17 protein-coding genes are annotated in these 14,223 nt (G+C 66.1%); 13 read left to right on the top strand and 4 right to left on the bottom strand.

Going from position 1 to position 14,223, the window contains the following annotated elements; translation table 11 throughout:
* Window positions 1-156: 156 nt before the first annotated feature.
* The 3 genes from ACTIAO_RS14815 to ACTIAO_RS14805 are packed head-to-tail and all read left to right on the top strand — an operon-like array spanning window position 157 to window position 1,383.
* Window positions 157-537: a TadE/TadG family type IV pilus assembly protein gene (locus ACTIAO_RS14815; RefSeq protein WP_441906965.1), complete on the top strand. Its 381-nt coding sequence runs from the start codon at window positions 157-159 to the stop codon at window positions 535-537.
* Window positions 509-964 carry a TadE family protein gene (locus ACTIAO_RS14810; RefSeq protein ID WP_441906964.1) on the top strand — a complete coding sequence of 152 codons (456 nt, stop codon included), beginning with the start codon at window positions 509-511 and terminating at the stop codon, window positions 962-964. The genes ACTIAO_RS14815 and ACTIAO_RS14810 overlap by 29 nt, the downstream gene beginning before the upstream one ends.
* A complete protein-coding gene (locus tag ACTIAO_RS14805) occupies window positions 961-1,383 on the top strand; it encodes a pilus assembly protein TadG-related protein (protein ID WP_441906963.1) in 423 nt (140 codons plus the stop codon). The genes ACTIAO_RS14810 and ACTIAO_RS14805 overlap by 4 nt, the downstream gene beginning before the upstream one ends.
* 16 nt (window positions 1,384-1,399) lie before the next feature.
* Here ACTIAO_RS14805 and ACTIAO_RS14800 read toward each other — a convergent pair whose 3' ends face one another.
* Window positions 1,400-2,623 (bottom strand): MFS transporter, encoded by a 1,224-nt coding sequence (locus tag ACTIAO_RS14800; protein ID WP_441906967.1) that lies wholly within the window; start codon window positions 2,621-2,623, stop codon window positions 1,400-1,402.
* Window positions 2,624-2,726: 103 nt separating this feature from the next.
* On the opposite strand from ACTIAO_RS14800, the gene prfB reads away from it, so the two are divergent.
* From prfB to smpB, 4 genes are all read left to right on the top strand, one after another.
* Window positions 2,727-3,839: a peptide chain release factor 2 gene (prfB, locus tag ACTIAO_RS14795; RefSeq protein ID WP_441906962.1), complete on the top strand. Its 1,113-nt coding sequence runs from the start codon at window positions 2,727-2,729 to the stop codon at window positions 3,837-3,839.
* A 74-nt stretch (window positions 3,840-3,913) separates the two neighbouring features.
* Window positions 3,914-4,909 (top strand): cell division ATP-binding protein FtsE, encoded by a 996-nt coding sequence (ftsE, locus tag ACTIAO_RS14790; RefSeq protein WP_441906961.1) that lies wholly within the window; start codon window positions 3,914-3,916, stop codon window positions 4,907-4,909.
* Complete coding sequence (gene ftsX / locus ACTIAO_RS14785; protein ID WP_441906960.1) at window positions 4,906-5,820, top strand: permease-like cell division protein FtsX; 915 nt, start codon at window positions 4,906-4,908, stop codon at window positions 5,818-5,820. The genes ftsE and ftsX overlap by 4 nt, the downstream gene beginning before the upstream one ends.
* A gap of 39 nt (window positions 5,821-5,859) precedes the next feature.
* Entirely contained in the window at window positions 5,860-6,336 is a 477-nt protein-coding gene (smpB, locus tag ACTIAO_RS14780) for an SsrA-binding protein SmpB (protein WP_441906959.1), read from the top strand.
* 31 nt (window positions 6,337-6,367) lie between these two features.
* Here smpB and ACTIAO_RS14775 read toward each other — a convergent pair whose 3' ends face one another.
* Window positions 6,368-8,275, bottom strand: a complete 1,908-nt coding sequence (locus ACTIAO_RS14775; RefSeq protein WP_441906958.1) for an alpha/beta hydrolase family protein — start codon at window positions 8,273-8,275, stop codon at window positions 6,368-6,370.
* Window positions 8,276-8,415: 140 nt separating this feature from the next.
* Entirely contained in the window at window positions 8,416-9,102 is a 687-nt protein-coding gene (gene lexA / locus ACTIAO_RS14770) for a transcriptional repressor LexA (RefSeq protein WP_441906957.1), read from the bottom strand.
* Window positions 9,103-9,363: 261 nt separating this feature from the next.
* Here lexA and ACTIAO_RS14765 point away from each other — a divergent pair, with 261 nt between their 5' ends.
* The 6 genes from ACTIAO_RS14765 to ACTIAO_RS14740 all read left to right on the top strand — a co-directional run bounded on the left by ACTIAO_RS14765 (window position 9,364) and on the right by ACTIAO_RS14740 (window position 13,701).
* On the top strand, window positions 9,364-9,726 hold the full coding sequence (locus tag ACTIAO_RS14765) for a LysM peptidoglycan-binding domain-containing protein (RefSeq protein ID WP_441906956.1): 363 nt from the start codon (window positions 9,364-9,366) through the stop codon (window positions 9,724-9,726).
* A 22-nt stretch (window positions 9,727-9,748) separates the two neighbouring features.
* Entirely contained in the window at window positions 9,749-10,834 is a 1,086-nt protein-coding gene (locus tag ACTIAO_RS14760) for a histidinol-phosphate transaminase (RefSeq protein ID WP_441906955.1), read from the top strand.
* On the top strand, window positions 10,831-11,454 hold the full coding sequence (hisB, locus tag ACTIAO_RS14755; protein WP_441906954.1) for an imidazoleglycerol-phosphate dehydratase HisB: 624 nt from the start codon (window positions 10,831-10,833) through the stop codon (window positions 11,452-11,454). The genes ACTIAO_RS14760 and hisB overlap by 4 nt, the downstream gene beginning before the upstream one ends.
* Window positions 11,451-12,086: an imidazole glycerol phosphate synthase subunit HisH gene (hisH, locus tag ACTIAO_RS14750; protein ID WP_441906953.1), complete on the top strand. Its 636-nt coding sequence runs from the start codon at window positions 11,451-11,453 to the stop codon at window positions 12,084-12,086. Before hisB ends, hisH begins: the two co-directional genes overlap by 4 nt.
* A 90-nt stretch (window positions 12,087-12,176) precedes the next feature.
* On the top strand, window positions 12,177-12,923 hold the full coding sequence (gene priA / locus ACTIAO_RS14745; protein WP_441906952.1) for a bifunctional 1-(5-phosphoribosyl)-5-((5-phosphoribosylamino)methylideneamino)imidazole-4-carboxamide isomerase/phosphoribosylanthranilate isomerase PriA: 747 nt from the start codon (window positions 12,177-12,179) through the stop codon (window positions 12,921-12,923).
* Window positions 12,907-13,701, top strand: coding sequence for an SseB family protein (locus ACTIAO_RS14740; RefSeq protein ID WP_441906951.1), 795 nt, complete (start codon window positions 12,907-12,909; stop codon window positions 13,699-13,701). The genes priA and ACTIAO_RS14740 overlap by 17 nt, the downstream gene beginning before the upstream one ends.
* Before the next feature lie 15 nt (window positions 13,702-13,716).
* Here the strand turns inward: ACTIAO_RS14740 and ACTIAO_RS14735 are convergent, their stop codons facing one another.
* On the bottom strand, window positions 13,717-14,109 hold the full coding sequence (locus tag ACTIAO_RS14735) for a DUF1844 domain-containing protein (protein WP_441906950.1): 393 nt from the start codon (window positions 14,107-14,109) through the stop codon (window positions 13,717-13,719).
* Window positions 14,110-14,223: the final 114 nt, after the last annotated feature.

Here is a 14,223-nt window from a genome sequence, read left to right as displayed (position 1 = left end):
ACGAATCCGGTGACGTGCCCGGATGGGTCTTGGTCACACTTATGACGGCCGGCTTGGTCGTACTCATCTGGGCCGTAGCCGGACCAGCGCTGAGCGGACTGTTCGAGCAAGCCATCTCGAAGGTCTCCGGACTCTGAGATGCGCCGGTGGGCGGCGATGGCCGATGATCGAGGGTCGAGTCCCGTCGACTTCGTACTCGTCGGCGCGCTGCTCACGACGCTCACCCTCGCGGTCCTCCAGCTGGGCTTCGCCGTCTACGTGCGCAACGTGGTGCACGATGCCGCCGCCGAGGGCGCGCACTACGCGGCGCTCGCCGATACGAGCCTGGCCGATGGGGCCGAGCGCACGCGGCTGTCGATCTCCCGCGCCGTCGGCGACTCGTACGCCGCTGACATCGCCGTGAGCGAGAGCATTCGACTCGGCCATCCCACTGCGGTGGTGACCGTACGCACCACGCTCCCGATCATCGGTCTGCTCGGCGTCCCGTACGCGATGGAGGTGGATGCGGATGCGCCGCTGGAATCTCTGGGCGACTGATGATGAAGGCACCGCCGTTCTGGAATTCCTCACGGTCGGGGTGATCCTGCTCGTGCCACTGGCCTATCTCGTGCTCACGCTCGGTGCTGTGCAGGAGACGATGCTGGGAGCAGAGGCTGCGGCCCGGCACACCGCGCGAGTGATCGGCCAGGCCGAGAACGCGGATGCTGCCGCCGAAAGCGGGGACGCGATGCTTGCCAGCGTCATCGACGAATACGGGATGGATGCCGCCGATGTCGAGGTCTCCGTGACCTGCAATCCGGGAGGTGCGGAGTGCCCCGCTGCCGGTGCGACGGTGATCGTCACCGTGAGCACTCATGTCTCCCTTCCGTTCGTTCCCGAGATCTTCGGGCTCGAACGCGCCACGCAGATTCCCCTGCAGGCCGCCGCAGCCCAGAAGGTCTCGCGGCTGTGGGGTGCGCAATGACACGACGAGGCAGGGGCGCGGACGATGAGGGCAGCATCCTGCCGCTGCTACTCGGCTATATCGTCTTAGCGATCGCGGTGATCTTCGTCTGCACCTGCGCCACTGATCTGTACATCGCGCAGAAGCGCCTGGATTCGCTCGCGGATGCAGCGGCTCTCGCCGGCGCCGATGGGTTCACACTCGTCGTCGAGGGCGAGGGAGTGCGCGCAGAACTCACCGACGAGGGCGTCCGTGAACAGGCGGTCGCGATCGTCGACGCGATGGCATCCGAGGCTGCGCTGGTGTCGGCATCCGCTCCCGATGGAGTATCGGCGCAGGTCACGGTAGCCGCCGACTGGCATCCGCCGCTCTTCTCCGCTTTCGTGCCTGCCGGCGTTCCGCTCGAAGCCACCGCGACGAGCCGCACGGCTCTGCGGTGACGGGCATGAGCCGTGGCTAATCGCGACGATCGCGTCGAGGGCTGAACCGCGGAATCCAGCGGATGAACCCGAGGGCTCCGACGAAGCCGACGACACCCATGACCGCAGCGGCGGCCGACAACGATGCGACGGCGGTGACACCGGAAACGAGGAGCGGCGCCACGGCGCCACCGGCGTCGGTCAGCGTCCGCCAGGAGCCGAGGAACGGGGCCGGGTTCGTCTTGGGAGCGACATCCGCACCGAGGGTGAGCAGGATGCCGCTTGAGAGGCCATTGCCGACCCCGAGCACCGCGGCCAGCATCCCGAACCACAGCACGGCGGAGTCCCCATCGTGCGTGAAGGAGAGCGCGAGGAAGCCCGCGCCCATCAGCACCATCGCCGGCATTGCCGCCCACAGTCTCCCGAATCGATCCATGACCTGACCGCTCGCGTAGAACAGGGCGAAGTCGATCGCTCCCGATACGCCTACGACCAGCGCGATCGTCTGCGCGTCGAGACCGAGAGACACGCCCCACAGCGGCAGCACGACCTGGCGCGCGGACCGCACCGCTGAGAGGGATGCCGCAGCGAGACCGAGCCGGCCGAGCACTCCGCGGAATCGCCACATCGTCACGAAGATCCCCGCGCGCTCGTACGTCGGGATTGAGCCGCTGACCGCCTCGCCCGAGTCCTCCGCCAGCGGCGACGATGCCAGGACCACGGGGTTGGTCTTCTCCGGGTCCGGGCCGAGAAGCACCAGCAGCACCATCACGACGAGGCATCCGAGGAAGAACCAGATCGCCGCGTGCTCGTCGCCGAACACCTGCAGGAGAACGGCAGTGACGAATGGACCGATGAACACGCCGAGCCGGAAGCTGCCACCCAGCAGCGACAGCGCGCGGGCGCGGAACGGCAGGGGGACGCGCGTCGTCATGAATGCATGCCGCGCCAGGCCGAACGCGGCGGCGCAGAAACCCAGCAGAAAGACGGATGCCGCGAATACCGCGATCACGGGAGCGAGCACCATCCCGACCACGGCGACCATAGAGATGATTCCGGCGACGACCATCGTGAAGCGCTCGCCGATGCGGGCGACCGCCCAGCCGGCCGGAAGATTGCCGCACAGCTGTCCGACCACGAGTGCCGCGGCGACGAGTGCCGCGGATGCGACGTCCGCCCCCATGTTCGCCGCGATCACGGGGATCAGGGGGATGACCGCACCCTCGCCCAGGGAGAACAGGACCGTCGGCAGGTACACCATCGGCCCGAACTGCCTCAGAACCGTCGACGCACTGCTCACCCGGTTCACGCTACTCGTCCGGGGCGCCCACACCTCCCAGCCGATCACGGTAGGCTGAACCGTCATGCTCGAACTCGATCTCTCCGCCGAAATTCAGGCGCTCAGGCACACATACGGCGACATCAGCGAGGTCGTCGACATCACGCGACTCCAGACCGACATCGCTCGGCTCAGCGAGGAGGCCGGCGCCCCCGACCTCTGGGACGATCCGGAGAAGGCGCAGAAAGTCACCAGCGCCCTCAGCCACAAGCAGGCCGACCTCAAGCGGGTGAGTGAGATCGGCCAGCGTCTGGATGACCTCGAGGTTCTCGTGGAACTCGCCAACGAGATGGAGGACGAGGAGTCCGCCGCTGAGGCGCGCACCGAGCTCGCTGCGCTGAACAAGGTCATGAGCCAGCTCGAGGTGCAGACGCTGCTGGATGGCGAATACGACGATCGCAGCGCCATCATCACGATCCGCTCGGGTGCCGGCGGCGACGATGCCACCGACTTCGCCGAGATGCTCATGCGCATGTATCTGCGTTGGGCAGAGCACCACAAGTATCCCGCGAAGGTGATGGACACCTCCTACGCCGAAGGCGCCGGCATCAAGTCGGCCACTTTCGAGATCGAAGCTCCCTACGCGTTCGGAACGCTGTCGGTCGAGGCGGGCACGCACCGGCTGGCCCGCATCAGCCCGTTCGGCTCCGCCGACAAGCGGCAGACCTCATTCGCTGCCGTCGAGGTCATCCCGCTCATGGAAGAGGCGACCGAGGTCGAGATTCCCGAGAACGACATCCGCGTCGATGTGTTCCGCTCCTCCGGTCCCGGTGGGCAGTCCGTGAACACGACGGACTCGGCTGTGCGATTGACGCACCTTCCGACCGGCATCGTCGTCTCGATGCAGAACGAGAAGTCGCAGATCCAGAACCGCGCAGCTGCCATGCGCGTGCTGCAGACCCGGCTTCTGCTGCTGCAGAAAGAGAAGGAAGCAGCGACGAAGAAGGAACTTGCCGGTAACATCACCGCGAGCTGGGGCGACCAGATGCGCTCGTACTTCCTCTACGGTCAGCAGCTGGTGAAGGATCTGCGCACCGGACACGAGTCCGGCAACCCGGCCGCTGTGTTCGACGGCGACCTCGATGACTTCATCTCGGCCGGCATCCGCTGGCGCAAGCGCAAGGTCGACGACGAGTAGCCACCCCGGTGTCGCCGAACACTCAGGGTGTCGCTCGCGACGAAGCACGAACCCGCACTTAGGCTCATAACGCCATGATTCGGTTCGAGAACGTCACCAAGCGCTACCGCGGCACGAAGCGACCGGCCCTCGCGGGCATCGACTTCGAAGTCGAGCGGGGCGAATTCGTCTTCCTCGTCGGAGCGTCGGGCTCGGGCAAATCGACCTGCCTGCAGCTGATCCTCCGCGAAGAGATTCCCACCTCCGGACGCGTTGCTGTCCTCGGACGAGATCTTCGCGCGCTCGCGAACCGGAAGGTCCCGTACTTCCGCCGGCACATCGGCTCGGTGTTCCAGGACTTCCGACTGCTGTCGACCAAGACTGTGTTCCAGAACGTCGCCTTCACCCTTCAGGTCACCGGCTCCTCGCGCGGCTTCGTGCAGCAGGCAGTGCCGGAGGCGCTCGCGCTGGTCGGATTGGCCGGTAAAGAGAAACGGATGCCGCATGAGCTCTCCGGCGGTGAGCAGCAGCGTGTCGCGATCGCCCGCGCGCTGGTGAACCGTCCGCAGGTGCTGCTCGCCGATGAGCCGACCGGAAACCTCGACCCCGGAACCTCGGTCGACATCATGCAGCTGTTGGCGCGCATCAACGCCGGCGGGACCACCGTGCTCATGGCCACGCACGAGGCGGCGTTCGTCGACCAGATGCAGCGACGCGTCATCGAGCTGCGTGACGGTGAGCTCGTGCGCGACGAGATCCACGGTGGGTACGGCGATCGTTCGATGATCCCGCAGCTGGTGCCGCAGGAGGAACGCGGCGCCGCCGCGACGGCCGCTCTCACTGCCGTGCAGGAGGTGCAGCGGCAGACCGAGTCTCTCGAGCCGCTCAACGCCGAGATGCTGGCTTCGATGAAGGCCGCACGGGATGCGGATTCCACGGCCGACTCTGCAGAACCGGCCGCGCCGGGCAGGACAGGGTCGCACACTCATCCGATTGATCTCTCCGACCTCGACGTCGCCGAGCTCGGTATGGCCGACAGGCTGGGCCTGTCCGCCACGGACGATGACGACGAAGTGGGGCCGACCTCGTGAGAGTTGGACTGATTCTGATGGAGGCCCTCGGCGGCCTTCGTCGCAACGTCTCGATGGTGATCTCCGTCGTGCTCGTGACCTTCGTCTCGCTGACGTTCGTGGGAGCTGCGATCCTCATGCAGGGGCAGATCTCGACGATGCGCGACTACTGGACCGAGCGCGCTCAGGTCGCCGTCTACATGTGCTCGTCGGTCTCCGAAGCAAAGACCTGCCTTGATGGTGCCGCCACCGAGGAGCAGATCGATCAGGTGCGCACCGAGCTCGAGGGCCCCGCGCTGAATTCGCTGATCACAGACTCACGGTTCGAGACGAAGGCCGAGGCATATGCGAATCTGATCGATCAGATCGGTCAGGAGCAGGCGAGCGTCCTCACCGAAGACCAGATGTTCGAGACCTTCTGGGTCACGCTGAAGAATCCCGACCAGTCGCAGGTGATCGTCGAGGCGTTCAGTGGTGTGAACGGGGTAGAAGAGGTTCTGGATCAACGCCAGTACTTGGATCCGCTGTTCTCCGCGCTGACGGTGGCGACCTATATCGCCGTCGGCATCGCCACGCTGATGCTCATCGCAGCGGTCCTGCTCATCGCGACGACGATCCGATTGTCGGCGTATGCGAGACGCAAGGAGATCGGGATCATGCGCCTGGTGGGTGCGTCCAACCGCTTCATCCAGACGCCGTTCGTCCTCGAGGGCGTGTTCGCCGCATTCCTCGGATCTGCACTTGCCAGCGGCGCGGTGATCGCCGGTATGCACTTCGGCGTCGATGGCTATCTGAAGGGCCGTGTGCCCTTCATCACCACCTGGGTGAGCATGCAGGACGCGATCATCGTCGTGCCGATCCTCATCGCCATCGGTGTGATTCTCGCCGCGCTTTCAGCCGGCTTCGCGATCCGCCGGTGGTTGCGCACCTAGTAAGCTGAAGGGCTTGTCACCCAGAAGATTGGAACCGTCATGCCCAGGGAACGCGGGGAGAAGGTCGTCGCAACCAACCGTCGCGCCCGTCACGACTACACCATCGAGAAGTCGTACGAGGCGGGCATGGTGCTCACGGGCACTGAGGTGAAGTCACTTCGCCAGGGACGCGCCAATCTGTCCGACGGATACGCGTTCATCAAGGGCAATGAGATCTTCCTCGACTCGGTGCACATTCCGGAGTATTCGCAGGGTCACTGGACCAACCACTCGGCCAAACGCATCCGCAAGCTCCTCATGCACCGTGAAGAGATCCACAAGCTCGAGCACGCCGTCTCGGCAGGCGGTTACACGCTCGTGCCGATGAAGCTGTATTTCCTCGACGGACGCGCGAAGGTCGAGATCGCCCTGGCGAAGGGCAAGCGCGAGTTCGACAAGCGTCAGACGCTGCGCGAACGGCAGGACACCCGCGAGGCCGAGCGAGCCATGCGGCTTCGCAATCGCACGGGGGAGTAGCCGTCCCTCGACCGCTGAGCCTGTCGAAGCGTCAGGGGCCGGCCGGCGCAAACCCGAAGGCACGGCCGAGGAACGCGAGCTCGCGCTCCAGAGCATCGACGATCGTTTCCGCCCGCCGGAAACCGTGCCCTTCACCGGGATAGACCACGTACTCGTGCGGGACGCCACGCTCCGCCAGCGCGTCACGGATGGCCTCGGACTGCGATGGCGGGACTACGCGATCATCCTCGCCCTGCAGCAGCAGCACCGGTACGTCGATCCGATCGGTGTGGGTGAGCGGTGAACGGTCGATATACAGTTGCTCGGCATCCGGCAGCGGGCCCACGAGCCCATCGATGTAGAACCTCTCGAAGTCGTGGGTGTCCTGCGCCAGCATCCGCAGGTCTGCGACGCCGTAGCGGCTGATTCCCGCCGCGAAAACGCCTCCGCGCACCAGCGCTGACAGCACCGTCCAGCCCCCGGCCGATCCGCCGCGGATCGCGATGCGGGCCGGGTCCGCCCGGCCGGAGTCGGCAAGCCCCCGGGCTGCAGCCAGCACATCGTCGACGTCGACGATGCCCCACTGCCCGTCGAGCCGTTCCCGGTAGGCGCGGCCGAAGCCCGTGGAGCCGCCGTAGTTCACGTCGAGCACGCCGATTCCGCGGCTTGTGTAGAACGCGATCGCCGCGGATGCCGCGCCGGCGACATGTGCGGTCGGGCCACCGTGCACGAACACGATGTAGGGCGGCCGTTCATCGTCAGGAGCTGTCACGTCGGGATTCGCCGGAGCATAGTCGAAGGCATGCACCGGGCCGTGGGCTCCGTCGATCGTGATCTGGGCGGCCGGCGGCATCCATTGCGGATCGGTCGGCATACCGCCGCGAATGCGAGTGACTTCACCGGAATCGACGTCTACTGTCCACAGACCCGCCTCGACAGCGGAACCGCCGCCGGAGAGCAGCACGCGGGACCCTGAGATGTCATCGACGCTGACATGCGCGCTGGCGGGGACCTCGAGGGTTCGCGCGGTGCCGTCGGTGCCGATCAGGACCACCTCATCGGACCCGTTGGTGCGGACGGCGACGATACGACCGTCGTCCAAGGGCTGATACCACCGGTTGCCCAGCACCCACAGTCCATAGCCGGTGTCGGCGTCCGCCGGTGCGATGATCCGGGGTGACTCCTGTGCGCCATCGGCACCGACCCGCACCCTGTGCAGACTCCAGCGCACGGGTTCGCCGAGACCCGTGCCGGTGATCGGGCGGTCATCGAGATACAGCAGCTCGTCATCGGACAGCCAGGAGGGCTGCAGGGCAGCAGTCGTGCCCAGCGGTACGGGCGAGCCAGCCTCAGTGCTGACGCACAGCGACGCCCGCTGCCAGGGCATCTTCATCCCGCTCCACTCGACGCAAGCGACGCGCTGGCCATCCGGCGACAGTGCCGGATGCGCGAAGAAGGACCTACCTTCGGCGAAGACACGCACAGCCGCTGCGTCATCCGCAGCTGAGCCGTCGATCGGGATCTCCACGATCCCGCGCAGATGCGGCTCGACGGTGAGATCCTCGCGCACCGCGAGCAGGCGACCGTTCTGCACGCGCAGTCCGCCATGACTCGGGCCTGCTCCATCGGCGCCCACCGGCGTGAGTGGCTCGGGCACGCTGTCACGCGGCATCCGATACACCCGCTGATCCTGGGCATTGACGAAGTACAGGGTGCCGTCGGCATCCGCCGTCCATGCCCCGCCGCCGTACTCGTGGACGCGGGAGCGGGCGTTCCAGGGATCCGGGAGCAATACGGCGCCGGAGGAGCTGCGCACCGTCACGCGCCCGCCCTCGGCGGGAACTGATTCACCCCACCAGATCTCGTCACCGACGAAGCGCGCCCCGTCGATCCTCGGTGCCGACGAAGCGATGTGCGCGGCGGCGAACGGCGATGGCCAGGTTCCGTACGGCAAGAGCATGACTCGAGCCTATGCGGAGCCTCTGACACCGAGCTGCTGCTGACGCCGAGGCCCCCTCTCTGCGCCGACGCCCCCTCGCAGATACGTATCTGCGAGGGGGCGTCGGTGGCCCGAGGGGGCCTCGGCGGGAACTCCCGGGGTCAGACCGCGCGGAGCACCGCAACGACCTTGCCCAGGACCACGGCGTCGTCGCCGAGGATGGGCTCGAACGACGTGTTCCGGGGGAGCAGCCAGGTGTGTCCGTCGCGCTGGCGGAAGGTCTTGACCGTAGCCTCGCCATCGAGCATTGCGGCGACGATCTCACCGTTCTCTGCGGTGTTCTGCGTTCGCACGACGACCCAGTCTCCGTCGCAGATCGCGGCGTCGATCATCGATTCGCCCGACACCTTGAGCATGAACAGCTCACCCTTGCCGACCAGCTGGCGCGGCAGTGGGAAGATCTCTTCGACTTGCTGCTCTGCGGTGATCGGCACCCCCGCGGCGATCTGCCCGACGAGCGGCACCATCGCCGCATCGCCGACAGGGGTGCTGGAGTCGGCGGGATTCTCACCACTGGTGCCGGGCAGGTCGATGAGGACTTCCATGGCACGGGTTTTACCCGGATCGCGGCGAAGGTATCCGCTCAGTTCGAGCTGCCCGAGCTGGTGCGTGACGCTGGAGAGCGACTTCAGCCCCACGGCGTCGCCGATCTCACGCATGCTCGGCGGATAGCCGTACTTGGCGATCGAGGTCTGGATGACCTCGAGGATCGCCAGTTGTTTCGGGCTGAGATTCTTGCGCCGACGAGTGCGAGGCGCCTCTGCGTCAATGGCGGAGTTGTCGCTCATGGGTGCTCCTTCGTGCGCGATTTCGGTGCCGCTCTTCGAATGTCGGTGGCCCGTGGTGGGGTGGCCTTATCGAAACCGTATCCGAGAAACGGCCCGATAAGGAAGATCTGTTCGAGCGTGTCGAGAGATTTGACGGTTCGGTTTCGAAGAAGTCTTGACAGATGTTCGAATTCGAAGATACATTCGGTACGTAGCTTCGCATTCGCCACTCCCGGCCGAGTGGTGAATGCGAACGCTACGCCAGAGGCAGAGGAGAATCCCATGAGCACCATCAGCATCGCAGCACCGGCAGTCCTTCCCGTTCGCCCGGCGACGCGGCTTCGACTGACCGTCCGCGGGCGCCGCGTGCTCGTCGCTCTTGCGGCTCTCCCGCTCGCCATCGGCATCGCGTTCGCTGCAATCGGCGGCGGATCAGCAATCGCGTCCGGTGAGACCGTCCCGACCGCATCGTTCGAGACCGTCGTCGTCATGCCCGGCGACACGCTGTGGTCGATTGCAGAGTCTGTGGCCCCGGCTGCTGACCCTCGCGCAGTGATCGGTGATATCCAGCGACTCAACGCGCTGGGCGCAGGATCACTTCAGGTGGGGCAGCAGCTCGCGCTCCCGGCCGAGTACGTCAACTGATCGCACCGTTAAGATGTGAAGGGTGACTGCTTCACTCGGCGACCTTCCCCTCCGCGACGATCTTCGCGGGCTCACTCCCTACGGTGCACCTCAGGCTCCACTGGCCGTTGCGCTGAACGTCAACGAGAACACGCATCCGGTTCCGGACGAGGTCGCGAGCGACATCCTCGACGACATCGCGCTCGCGCTGCGCGAAGTGAACCGCTATCCGGACCGTGAGTTCACCGCGCTCCGCGAGGCCTTCGCTGACTATCTGGGCCACGGCCTCGAGATCGACCAGATCTGGGCAGGGAACGGATCCAACGAGGTCCTGCAGCACATCATGCAGGCGTTCGCTGGCCCCGGGCGCACGGTGTTCGGGTTCGCCCCGACCTACTCGATGTATCCGCTCATCACCCAGGGAACTGGTGCGCAGTGGGTCGCGGGAACGCGTGAGCCCGATTACTCGATCACGGCAGAACATGCCGCAGCCCAGGTGGCAGAGGCCGACCCCGATGTCGTGATCCTCTGCACGCCCAACAACCCGACCGGAACCCCGCTCAGTCTCGATGTCATCGAGGCCGTCTATGAGGCCGCCCGCGGCATCGTGGTCGTCGATGAGGCGTATTTCGAGTTCGCTCCGCGAGACGCGGTCTCCGCACTCACCCTTCTCGAAGGGCGCCCACGACTGGCGGTATCGCGCACGATGAGCAAGGCCTTCGCCTTCGCAGGCGCGCGCGTCGGATACCTCGCCGCCGACCCCGCGTTCATCGATGCGTTGCGACTCGTACGTCTGCCCTACCACCTGAGCGCGCTCACCCAGGCTGCCGCGACGGCAGCGCTGCGCAACTCCGAAACCATGCTAGGGATGGTCGACGAGATCATCGAGCAGCGTGACCGGATCACCGCGACGCTCGAAGCTCTCGGCTACCAGCCTCACGAGTCTTGGTCGAACTTCGTGCTGTTCGGTGCAGTGGCCGACCCGCGCGCGACGTTCGAAGCGCTGTACGAACGCGGCGTGCTCGTCCGCGACGTCGGCATCCCGAACCACCTGCGAGTCTCGGCGGGGACCGAGGCCGAGACCACGGCGTTCCTCGACGCGCTCGCGTCGATAGACTCGGCGTCATGAGCGCTTCCCGCACCGCCCGAGACCCTCGCACAGCCCAGGCCTCCCGCGTCACGTCCGAGTCGACCGTCGAGCTCGAGCTGAACCTCGACGGAACCGGCCAGAGCCACATCGATACGTCGGTGCCGTTCTTCGATCACATGCTGACGGCGTTCGCCAAGCATTCGCTCACCGACCTCACCGTTCGAGCCTCCGGCGATACGCACATCGATGCGCACCACACCGTCGAAGACGTCTCGATCGTGCTCGGCAAGGCGATCCTCGAAGCGCTCGGCGACAAGTCCGGCATCTCCCGCTACGGTGACGCGCTCGTGCCGCTCGATGAGGCTCTCGCCCAGGCCGTGGTCGATATCAGCGGACGTCCGTACCTTGTACACAGTGGCGAGCCGGCAGGATTCGAGCAGCACCTCATCGGCGGTCACTTCACAGGATCCCTCGTTCGGCACTCCTTCGAGGCGATCGCATTCAACGCCGGACTCACCGTGCACGTGCGTGTGCTCGGCGGACGCGACCCGCACCACATCGCCGAGGCCGAATTCAAGGCCTTCGCGCGGGCATTCCGCCAGGCGAAGTCGCTCGATCCGCTGGTCGAGGGCGTGCCTTCGACCAAGGGCGCGCTGTGACACGCAAGCCCACAGTCGCCGTCTACGACTACGAGTCGGGCAATGTCCACTCAGCCGTCAAGGCACTGATCGCCGCGGGTGCTGACGCGCGTCTTACGGGTGACCGCGGCGAAGCGCTGGATGCCGACGGTCTGTTCGTGCCCGGCGTCGGCGCCTTCGCGGCGGTGCGGGCCGCACTGTCAGCGCGCGGCGGCGACGAGATCATCGAGCGGCGCCTGGCAGGCGGTCGTCCTGTCCTGGGCGTGTGCGTCGGCATGCAGGTTCTTTTCGCGCGGGGAGTCGAACGCGGTCAGGATGTCGAGGGCCTGGGGGAGTGGCCGGGAACGGTCACTGAGCTGAATGCACCGGTGCTCCCGCACATGGGCTGGAACACGGTCACCCCGGATGAGGGCAGCATCCTGTTTCGTGGGATCGAAGACGAGCGCTTCTACTTCGTCCACTCCTTCGCCGCGCAGAAGTGGGAACTCGACGTCATCCCGCCGTTCCCGCAACCGAAGCTGACCTGGACGACCTATGGTGATCCGTTCCTTTCGGCCGTTGAGAACGGACCGCTTTCAGCGACGCAGTTCCACCCCGAGAAGTCGGGCGATGCCGGCATCCGCCTGCTCAAGAACTGGGTCGAAAGTCTCTGATGACGTCGACGTTTTGAACCCGGCGTCGAGGCGGACTAGTGTCGGGTGTCGTGCCCGTGCCCGGTGCACTTCCCACACCCTGAGGATGACATGAACGACTTCGCGTCAATTCCAGCGCTCACGCTTCTGCCGGCTGTCGACGTCGCCGGTGGCAAGGCCGTCCGTCTCACCCAGGGTGAGGCGGGCTCCGAGACGAGCTATGGCGATCCATTGGAGGCCGCTGCGGAGTGGGTGAACCAGGGTGCCGAATGGATCCACTTGGTCGACCTCGATGCGGCTTTCGGACGCGGCAGCAACACCGCGGTCCTGCGCAAGGTCATCAAGCAGCACAGAAACGTGAACATCGAGCTCTCCGGCGGCATCCGTGATGACGCGAGCCTCGAAGCCGCAATGGAGAGCGGCGCTGCCCGTATCAATCTCGGCACTGCCGCGCTGGAGAATCCCGAGTGGGCGGCCGACGTGATCAGCCGCTACGGCGAGGCCGTCGCTGTTGGACTCGACGTGCGCGGCACCACGCTCGCTGCTCGCGGTTGGACCAAAGAAGGCGGCGATCTCTGGGAGGTCCTCGAGCGGCTCGAGGACGCCGGTTGCAGCCGCTACGTCGTCACGGACGTCACGAAGGACGGCACGCTGCGTGGACCGAACCTCGATCTCCTCCGTGAGGTCACCTCGCGTACGCCGAAGCCGGTCGTCGCCTCGGGCGGAATCTCCAGCCTCGACGACATCGCGGCGCTGCGCGAGCTCGTCCACCTCGGAGTCGAGGGTGCGATCGTCGGCAAGGCGCTCTACGCCGGTGCCTTCACGCTGGCTGAGGCGCTGGATGTCGCCGGAGACTGACGACACCTGCGACCACGGGGCTCATACCCCCGGAGACTCTGCCGGCGTCCCTTGGGAGGGACGGAGCTTCGAATCGAATCCACACGCAGGGGATGACGGCTCCGCCGATCCTGCCCTGCTCGCCGCACTGCTGCGCTTCCATGCGGGGGACGGCAGTCAGGTCGAGGTCGTGGATGCTTTCCGCACCGCACGCGTCCTGATCCCTCTCATTGCGGAGAGGGGCGAGGAGGGCGTCGCCCCGAGCGGGCTCGCGGTCGATAAGACTCAGGAGCTGTCGATCGTCACCGTCGCAGCACCCGACGGGCGCAAGGTCCAACCGGTGTTCTCGTCGGTGAACGCGATGCAGAAATGGGATGCCACGGCGCGACCGATTCCCGTCGAGGCAGTGCGTGCAGCTCTGGCCGCCTCATCCGACGACACGGATCTGATCGTGCTGGATCCGACCTCCGAGACCGAGTTCGTCATCCGGAGACCCGCCGTCTGGGCTGTTGCCCAGGGGCATGCATGGGAGCCGAGCTTTCTGTCGCCCGAGGTGTTCACTGCTCTGCAGGAGAGCATCGCGCACGAGCTCGCGGTCATCGACATCGCCGTTGCGCCCGGTGACGCTGAGGGGCGTCTGCACGGCCCGGAGCTGATCGTCATCCTCGAACTGGTCGACGGTCTGGAACGCGAGACACTCGATTCCGTGCTCGCCCGCCTCGCTCAGCGCTGGTCAGCTGACGACCGCATCGCCGTTCTCGTGGACTCCTTGACGGTCAAACTCCGCCGCGCAGCGTAGCCCCCACCGGCAGGGCTAGTTGACCGGCCCGGTCCACTTCTCGCCGGGGCCCTTGCCGATCGGGTCGGGAATCGTGGATGCTTCGCGGAAAGCGAGCTGCAGCGACCGGAGTCCGTCGCGCAGCGACCGCGCATGCATGTCACTGATCTCGGGGGCACCAGCGGTGATCAGGCCGGCGAGCGCATTGATGAGCTTGCGGGCTTCGTCGAGGTCGAGTTGCGAGTCCGGGTCGTCGGCGAGCCCGAGCTTGACCGCGCCGGCGCTCATGAGGTGGACGGCCGCCGTCGTGATGACCTCGACCGCGGGAACGTCGGCGATGTCGCGAGTGGCAGCGGATGCTGCATCCTCTTGTTGCTGCCAGCGCTCGTTGCGCTCGTCATGATCATGTTCGTGAGCCGGAGTCGTCACTTCGCCTTGCCTTCTGTTAGACTTTGGCGGGCTTCGGAGCGTTATGCTTCGAATCGAAAGAGGATTCACTTCCCACCCGCGCTTGCCGTTCCAGGCTACCGGGTCTTGCACTCC

The organism is Microbacterium sp. (genome assembly GCF_052099035.1).
Taxonomy (GTDB): Bacteria; Actinomycetota; Actinomycetes; order Actinomycetales; family Microbacteriaceae; genus Microbacterium.
The sequence above is the reverse complement of the archived record's forward strand: the minus strand, read 5'-3'. Positions and strand labels throughout refer to the sequence as shown.